This is a genomic window from Streptomyces sp. bgisy100 (assembly GCF_057709105.1).
Genome location: NZ_JBYITE010000096.1, coordinates 1 through 7,859, shown reverse-complemented (window position 1 = coordinate 7,859; position 7,859 = coordinate 1). Strand labels below are relative to the sequence as shown.

Genomic DNA, 7,859 nt, shown 5'->3' with positions numbered 1-7,859 from the left:
CCCCCCCCCCCCCCCCCCCCCCCCCCCACCCCCGAAACCCACCACACACCCGCATCCAACAAACCGGGCACCCGCCGAATCGAACCGCAAGACCCCCGAGCGCGCGCCGCACGGCGGAACCGCAGGGCGACTACCGCCCTCCACCCCCAAGATCAAGGTGCCCCGTCTCGTTCCACGCCTCGATCGCCGTCTCCCCGTACGCCCACCCCAGAATCGACAGCGACGTCGGATTCAGCTTGATCCGGGCCCCGAACGACACGTCCTCCCCCAGCCACCGCGCCGCCAGCGCCCGCAGAATGTGCCCGTGGGCGAAGACCAGCACGTCGCGGTCGGCCGAGCGCGCCCACTCCACCACCGCGTCCGCCCGCCGGGCGAGCTGCTCCAGGGTCTCCCCGTCCGGTACGCCGTCGCGCCAGATGAACCAGCCCGGCCGCTGCGCCTGGATCTCGGTGCCGGTCAGACCCTCGTACGCGCCGTAGTCCCACTCCATCAGCGCGTCGAACGGCTCGGCACGGTCCCCGAAGCCGGCCAGCTCGCAGGTCTCGGCCGCCCGGACCAGGGGGCTGGTGCGGATCTCCGCGCCGGGGAGCCCGTTGAACGGGGCCCGGTGCAGGCGCTCCCCGAGGAGCTTCGCGCCGCGCCGCCCCTCTTCCAGGAGCGGGATGTCGGTCCGCCCGGTGTGTCTGCCGGACAGTGACCATTCCGTCTGCCCGTGCCGTGCCAGCAGGATGCGGGGAGCCATAGCGGACCTCTCGCCGTGTTGCGTCGTGCGCGCCCGCCGCACGGCACCCGCCCGCCGCGGCCCGGCCGGTCGGCCGGTCCCGCCGGCCCGCCGCGCAGCTCCGACCCGTACCGACCCGTCGGCCCGAATCCGTCCCGCCGACCCCGTAAGAACCCGTACGCGCCGTACGAGCCGTACGAGCCGGACGAGACGGGCCAGCCGACCGAGCCCGCCGAGCCTGTACGAGCCCGCCGAGCCCGCGCGGCCACCGTGCAGGTGGTGCCCGTGCGACAGGTGTGACCTGTCGCCTCCATCATCACGCAGATGTTCGGGAAGCAACCCGCCGGGCGGACTCCACGTCTTCCCGCCCGGACGGCCGAACAGGGGACGGCCGGGGCCCGAAGGGCATCCGAACGGCGGGCGAAGCAGGGGGCGTGCGGCACCGGGGGCGGTGTGCCGACAGATTCACGTACACCGTACAGTTGAACGAGCGCCTCGGTGCCGTCCCAAGACTTGGAGAGCGTCCGCATGCCAGCGACCGCACCCGCGCACCACACCGCGGAGAGCCACCCCAGCCGGCCCCGTTGGTGGACCGAACTGCCGCTGGTGATCGTGGTGTACGCCGTGTACTCGGCGGGACGGCTGCTGGCCCGGGGGGACGCCACCACGGCCGTCGATCACGGACTGGCGATTCTCCGCTTCGAGCAGCAGTGGGGGCTGAACGCGGAGCACCCGCTCAACCGGATCTTCACCGCGCACGCCTGGGTGGGCATACCCGCCGACTTCGCGTACGCCACGCTGCACTACCTGGTGACCCCCGCGATCCTGATATGGCTGTGGCGGCGCCGCCCGGCGAGCTACCGCGCCGCCCGCGGCTGGCTGCTGGGCTCCACCCTGCTCGGCCTGATCGGCTTCACCCTCCTTCCGACCTGCCCGCCCCGCCTCCTCGAGGCGGGGTACGGTTTTGTGGACACCATGGCGCAGTACAGCGCGTACGGCTGGTGGGGCGGGGCGGCGAGTGCGCCCCGCGGGCTGGGCGGCCTCACCAACCAGTTCGCGGCGATGCCGAGTCTCCACGTCGGCTGGTCGCTGTGGTGCGGGGTGATGCTCTGGCGGCACGGCCGCGGAACGGCCGCCCGGGTGGCCGGCATCGGCTATCCCCTGCTCACCACGCTGGTGGTGATGGGCACCGCGAACCACTACTTCCTCGACGCCGTCGCGGGTGCGGCGGTCATGGGGGCCGGTCTGCTGCTGACGCCGCCGGTGCTCCGGCTCGTCGACCGGGCCCGGGAGCGCGCCGGTCTCCGTCCCGCCCCGGGGGCGCCGGTGGCCGCCCGTTCCGCCGTTGCGGCCGAGGCCCGTCCCGCCACATCGCGCCCCGCGGCTGCATCGAACGCCGCCACTTCGCCGAGCCTCATCACCTCGCCGAGCCTCACCACTTCGCCCGGCCCCACCGCTTCGCCGAGCGCCACCACCTCCCCGAGCGCCACCACTTCCCCGAACCCGGCCGTCCCGGAAAGCGGAACCGCGACGACTGTCGGTGGCGGATGCGAGACTTCGGCGGGTGAACGGATTCCTCGACAGCCGAGCCGTGGCGGCCGCCCCGACAGGGCCGCCACCGCAGGCCCTGCCACAGCCGGGGACGGCACTCCGGCAGCGGCTCACTGAGCTGCGCGGACCCTCCGCGGCACCGCAGCCGCTCGACGCCCGTGCCCTCGCCGCGCTCGCGGCCAACCCGGGCTGCCGCCGGCGTGCTCTGCTCGACGGCGCCGGGGTGAACAAGGCCGCCCTGGCGCGCGCCCTGGGCTCCCCGGCGACGTTCGGCCAGTCCCAGTTCGCGTTCGTCCGCGGCAACGCCTTCGAGGCGCGCGTCGCGGCGGACAGCGGTGCGGAGCTGATGCGGCTGGTGCACGAGCGCCTCGGCGGCCCAGCGGCCCCGCCCGCGCCGGACGAGGTGGACGTGCCCGATCTGACGGCGGCGGGCCCCGAGGGCCGGGCCGCCCGCACCAGGATCGCCCTGGCGGAGGCGACGTCGGCCGGTCGCTGGGCGCTGCTGTTCCACCCCATGGTGCCGCTGGACGTGGCCGGCTCCCCCGTCCATCTGGAACCGGACGCCGTGGTGGTGCAGCCGGACGGGCGGTGGACGGTGGTGGAGGTCAAGTCCTTCCCCGTCGTGGACGGTGCGGCGGACGCGGCGAAGGTGGGCGCCGCCGCCCGGCAGGCCGCGGTGTACGTGCTGGCGCTGGAGCGGCTGGCCGGAACGATGGCCGCGACCACGGCCGCGGGAGCCCCGGCCCCCGGCGTGCGGCACACCGTGCTCCTGGTCTGCCCCAAGGACTTCTCCAACCTGCCGGTCGCCGAGCCGGTGGACGTCCGCAAGCAGCTGTCCGTCACGCGGCGCCAGCTCGCCCGGCTCACCCGGATCGAGGAGATCGCGGCGGCGCTGCCGGAGGGCACCACGTTCGACCTGCGGCTCGCGGACGACGGCAGCACGCCGACGCGGCCCGCGGAGGAGCTGACGGAGGCGGTCGAAGCAGTCGGGGCGACGTACGCCCCCGAGTGCCTGGCCGCCTGTGAACTGGCCTTCCACTGCCGCTCCCGGGCCCGGGCCGAGGGCGCGGTGGAGACGCTGGGCCGCGGGGTCCGGGGAGAGCTGGGCGGTCTCACCACGGTGGAGAGCGTGCTGGCGGCGGCCCTCGGCGAGCCGGGCCCGCTGCCGGCGGCGTACGGGGAGGACGGGCCTGCCGCCGGCGAACCGGCGACCGGTGAACCGGGAGCCGAGGCCGCGGAGACCGCAGCTCCGGAGGCCGCAGCCCCGGAGCCAGACGCCCCCGAGACCGATGCCCCGAAGGCCGATGCCTCGGGGACCGATGCCCCAGGGACCGATGCCTCGGAGACCGATGACCCGGCCGTCGAAGCACTCCGCAGGGCCGCCGCCCTGCGCACCGAGGCACTGGCCGGATTCGAGCCGGCCAACCGACTCGGTTCGGCCGCCGGATTCGCTTCAGCCGCCGGCTTCGAGCAGCCCGGACGCAAGGGGGAGGCCCCGTGTCGTTGATCGCCACCCTGGCCCGGCTGGAAGCCGTACGGTCGGGATGCGCCCAGCCGGGCGCCACCGTGCTGCACCGTCATCTCTCCGCCCGGCCCCTCGTATTCGTCCCGCTCACCACCGCGGGTGAGGCGGGCGCTCCGCTGGGGGCGCTGGTCGGCACCGACCGGGACGCGCCGCGGCTGCTCGTGGTGGCCCAGCCGCGCGACCGGGATCTGCGGTTCGCGTTCCTCGCGGACCTGGCGGAGGCGGTGCTGCCGCACATCGACGCGTACGCGGACGTCGTGGAGACCGAGGAGCGCAAGGAGACCGACCCGGAGACCGGCAAGCGGGTGCCGGTCGAGGTCGAGCTGTGCACGGACGCCCCGCAGCTGCTGGTGCCGAGCACCGCGGGGGTGGAGTTCGTCCGGCTGCTGGGGCGGTCGATGCGGTTCCGCCGCACCGCCGAGCAGGACCCGGACACGCCCCATCCGGCGCCCGCCCGGGTGCCGCTGCTCGGCCGCTGGCTGACGCACTACGGCGAGCGGTCCCGGGTGCCGGGGTCCTCCCTGTTGCTGTCGATGACGGAGCTGCTGGGCCGGCACTGGGCGACCGGTCAGAGCAACCTGGAGGACCAGCATCTGGGCTCCCTGCTGGCGTGGATCGACCCGCCGGACGGCGAGTCGGGGGCGGAGGCGGCGCTCCGGGCCGAGCTGGCGCGCGACGGGGACGGGCTGCTGCGGTGCCCGCCGGCCGGTCCCGCCACCGACCCGGTGTTCGACAACACGCTGCTGGCCCCGGCCATGTCCCGGTTCGACGCGGCGCGTTCGGGGGCGGCGGGCGCGGCGGCCGGCCCGCGGGCCGTCGCCGCCGCGGAGGCCGAGATCCGCGAGCTGGTCGCCGCTCAGCTGCGGCCCACCTGGGACGCCCTGTGGCGCGGGGTGGATCTGCTCCGCGCGCTGCCGCCGGGCGGCCATGTCGAGGACCGGTGGAAGCGCGACCGCTGGTCGTTCACCGGCCACCGGGACCGGGTCCGCGCCGGTGAACCGCCGCAGCCGAAGCGGGACGACGCGGTGACGGCCGCGCAGAAGCTCGCCACCCGGGAGACCGCGCAGGCGCAGCTCGACGCGCAGGAGGCGCTGGACGACCCGCTGGTCATGGCGAGCCGCCGGCTGGCCGGGGAAGCCTTCGCGGGGGAGGTCACGGAGGTGGTGATGGCGTACAGCGAGGCGAAGGTCCCGCGGCCGCGCCCGCTGGTGACGGTGCGCACGGACGACCGGCCGTATCTGGCCGAGTCCGCAAAGGTGTACCGGGCGCTGGGCGACGGCCGGACGCAGCAGGCGGAGTTCGTCTCCTACGCGCCGGGCGGGGTGGTCGTCCGGCTGACGGGCGGGATGGGCCGGGGCAAGGTCCCGGAGCCGGGTTCGGTGCCGGAGAGCGGCGACCGGGTGTGCTGGACGCTGTTCGAACATGCGCCGCGCGGCGGGCCGGAGCTGCCCGACCCGGAGGAGACGCCGTGGACGCACGGCGGGCCACCCGGCTCTCCGGCCGTGGCCGAAGCCCCCGACCCGGTGACCGATGAGGATGTGCTGTGAGCGACGACCCGACGGGCCGGTGGGCCCGGGACGGCCGGGTGCCGAACGCCCGCGTACCGAACGGCCCCGAACGCAACAGCCCGGCACGGAACAGCCCGGTACGGAACAGCCCGGTACGGAACGGCCGGGCACCGCATGCCCCGGATCCGCACGCCCTGGATCCGGACGGCCCTCATCCGGACGGCCCGGAGCGGAGCGGCTCGGAGCGGAACGGCCCGGAGCGGGACGACCGTCACCCGGGCCGCGAGGGAGTGCCGGACGGCCCCGGTGGCGGCCGCGGCCCCGGTGGACCGTATGACGACGGCGGTGCCGGTGGCTCCGGTCCAGGCAGCCGCCCGGCCGGCGACGGGCCGTTCGATCCGGTTGCCGCCGCGGCCCGGGCGACCGACGCGATCCTGCACGCCACCCTGCACGGCACCCACCGCGGCGTGGTCGTCGACTCGCCCCCGGGGGCCGGGAAGTCGACCCTCGTGGTGCGGGCAGCCCGCGAACTGGCCGCCGCCGGGCGCCCGCTGATGGTGGTGGCGCAGACCAACGCCCAGGTGGACGACCTGGTGGACCGGCTGGCGACCGCCGACCCGGACCTCCCGGTCGGCCGGCTGCACAGCAGCGACCCGAAGGCGTACGACCCGGTCCTCGACCGGCACCCGTCCGTCCGCACCTCCGCCAAGGCCGCCGACCTGGCCGGGCTCGACGTCGTGATCTCGACCGCCGCGAAGTGGGCGCACACCGGGAACGTCGAGCCGTGGCAGCACGCCATCGTGGACGAGGCCTACCAGATGCGGTCGGACGCGCTGCTGGCCGTGGCCGGCCTGTTCGAACGGGCGCTGTTCGTCGGCGACCCGGGGCAGCTCGACCCGTTCAGCGTCGTGGGGGCCGAGCAGTGGGCGGGCCTGTCGTACGACCCGTCGGCCAGTGCCGTCAGCACCCTGCTGGCCCATAACCCCGATCTGCCGCAGCACCGGCTGCCGGTGTCGTGGCGGCTGCCCGCGTCCGCCGCGCCGCTGGTCTCCGACGCGTTCTACCCGTACACGCGCTTCCGCAGCGGCACCGGGCACGGCGACCGCCGGCTGGGGTTCGGGGTGCGGTCGGACGGTTCGGCGGCGGACCGGGTGCTGGACGAGGCCGCCGAGTCCGGCTGGGGGCTGCTGGAGCTGCCCGCCCGGCGGACGCCCCGGACGGATCCGGAAGCGGTCGGCGCGGTGGCGCAGGTCGTGCGGCGGCTGCTGGACCGGGGCGGGGCCGCGACGAGCGAGCGCTCCCCGGAGCCGGTGCCGCTGACGGCGGACCGCATCGCGGTCGGCACGGCCCACCGCGACCAGGCGGCGGCCGTCCGGGCGGCGCTGGCCGGGCTCGGGGTGTCCGGGGTGGCGGTGGACACCGCGAACCGGCTGCAGGGCCGGGAGTTCGATGTCACGGTGGTGCTCCACCCGCTGTCGGGCCGGCCCGACGCCACGGCGTTCCATCTGGAGACGGGGCGGCTGTGCGTACTGGCCTCGCGCCACCGGCACGCGTGCATCGTGGTGTGCCGGGCCGGGGTGGCGGAACTCCTGGACGAGCACCCGTCGACGGAGCCGGTCCAGCTCGGCGTGACGGTGAAGTTCCCGGACGGCTGGGAGGCGAACCACGCGGTGCTGTCGCACCTCACGGAGCACCGGGTGCGCTGGCGTCCTTGAACGCCGGCGCCGCTGAACGCCGGCGCCCTTGGACGTCCGGCTCGCCGGGACCGGCACGCCGCCGGCGGCGCGGGGCGGCGCAGGGAATCGCAGACGAGGGCGACGCACAGGAAATCGGGGACGACGGGGGGGCCGACGGGGCGGAACTGAGTGCCAGAGCCGCAGCCAGGGTCTCCAGGGCTCTGGCCTTACCGGGGCCCGGGAGTACCGAATCCGGGGAGCGCCGGGCCCCAGGTGGCCGGGTCCAAGGGTGGCCGGGGCCCCGTGCCGGGTAAAGGACAGGGGGCCGCGGGTGCCGGGCCCCGCTCGCCGACGGCCCGCGGAAGGCACCTCGGGGCCCGCCGGGAAGCGCCTGCGGACGTCTTGCCGGACGCGGGACAATGGAGAACAGCGAATGTCTCATTCGGGAGAACGGCGGAGGTAGTTCCATGTCGGAGCCGGGGTCGGCTCACCATCAGACGGACGACGCCAAACGACGGCTGCGCCCCGCGGCACTGCTCTTCGAGCCCGCGGAGGTGGCCGAGGACGACGAGCACTTCTTCGACCTGGAGTCGATCGACGACCCCAAGGAGCTGCTGGGCCGGTCGACGGAGCTGACTCTGGCGTTCCGGGAGGCCGCCGACCGGGCGACCGAGTACCAGGCGATCGCCGCGGCGCAGCTCGCGGACCCCCAGCGCTTCGACAGACTTCCCGTGTCCGCCATCGCGGAGCGGGCGGACTGGAGCGAGGACTACGCGATGCGCATGATCGAGTTCGGTCGCGATCTGCTGCGCAACGGCGGTTCGGCCGCTCCCTGACCCGACCGCTCCCCGACCCGACCGCTCCCCGACCCGACCGTT

The 7,859-nt window shown here is 75.5% G+C and carries 6 protein-coding genes; 5 read left to right on the top strand and 1 reads right to left on the bottom strand.

Annotation, left to right across the window (positions count from 1 at the left end):
• Nucleotides 1–130 precede the first annotated feature (130 nt).
• Nucleotides 131–742, bottom strand: a complete 612-nt coding sequence (locus AC3EQ1_RS31125; protein WP_432097656.1) for a histidine phosphatase family protein — start codon at nucleotides 740–742, stop codon at nucleotides 131–133.
• A gap of 507 nt (nucleotides 743–1,249) precedes the next feature.
• Here AC3EQ1_RS31125 and AC3EQ1_RS31120 point away from each other — a divergent pair.
• From AC3EQ1_RS31120 to AC3EQ1_RS31100, 5 genes are all read left to right on the top strand, one after another.
• A complete protein-coding gene (locus AC3EQ1_RS31120; protein ID WP_432097655.1) occupies nucleotides 1,250–2,389 on the top strand; it encodes a phosphatase PAP2 family protein in 1,140 nt (379 codons plus the stop codon).
• Complete coding sequence (locus AC3EQ1_RS31115) at nucleotides 2,313–3,779, top strand: hypothetical protein (RefSeq protein ID WP_432097658.1); 1,467 nt, start codon at nucleotides 2,313–2,315, stop codon at nucleotides 3,777–3,779. The genes AC3EQ1_RS31120 and AC3EQ1_RS31115 overlap by 77 nt, the downstream gene beginning before the upstream one ends.
• A complete protein-coding gene (locus tag AC3EQ1_RS31110; RefSeq protein WP_432097654.1) occupies nucleotides 3,770–5,344 on the top strand; it encodes a hypothetical protein in 1,575 nt (524 codons plus the stop codon). The genes AC3EQ1_RS31115 and AC3EQ1_RS31110 overlap by 10 nt, the downstream gene beginning before the upstream one ends.
• 392 nt (nucleotides 5,345–5,736) lie before the next feature.
• On the top strand, nucleotides 5,737–7,020 hold the full coding sequence (locus AC3EQ1_RS31105; RefSeq protein WP_432097657.1) for an AAA domain-containing protein: 1,284 nt from the start codon (nucleotides 5,737–5,739) through the stop codon (nucleotides 7,018–7,020).
• 428 nt (nucleotides 7,021–7,448) lie between these two features.
• Nucleotides 7,449–7,817, top strand: a complete 369-nt coding sequence (locus AC3EQ1_RS31100) for a hypothetical protein (RefSeq protein ID WP_351515167.1) — start codon at nucleotides 7,449–7,451, stop codon at nucleotides 7,815–7,817.
• Nucleotides 7,818–7,859: the final 42 nt, after the last annotated feature.

Coding starts and splice junctions, on each gene's coding strand:
- AC3EQ1_RS31125 (WP_432097656.1), bottom strand. CDS start 742: ATGGCTCCCCGCATCCTGCTGGCACGGCACGGGCAGACGGAATGGTCA.
- AC3EQ1_RS31120 (WP_432097655.1), top strand. CDS start 1,250: ATGCCAGCGACCGCACCCGCGCACCACACCGCGGAGAGCCACCCCAGC.
- AC3EQ1_RS31100 (WP_351515167.1), top strand. CDS start 7,449: ATGTCGGAGCCGGGGTCGGCTCACCATCAGACGGACGACGCCAAACGA.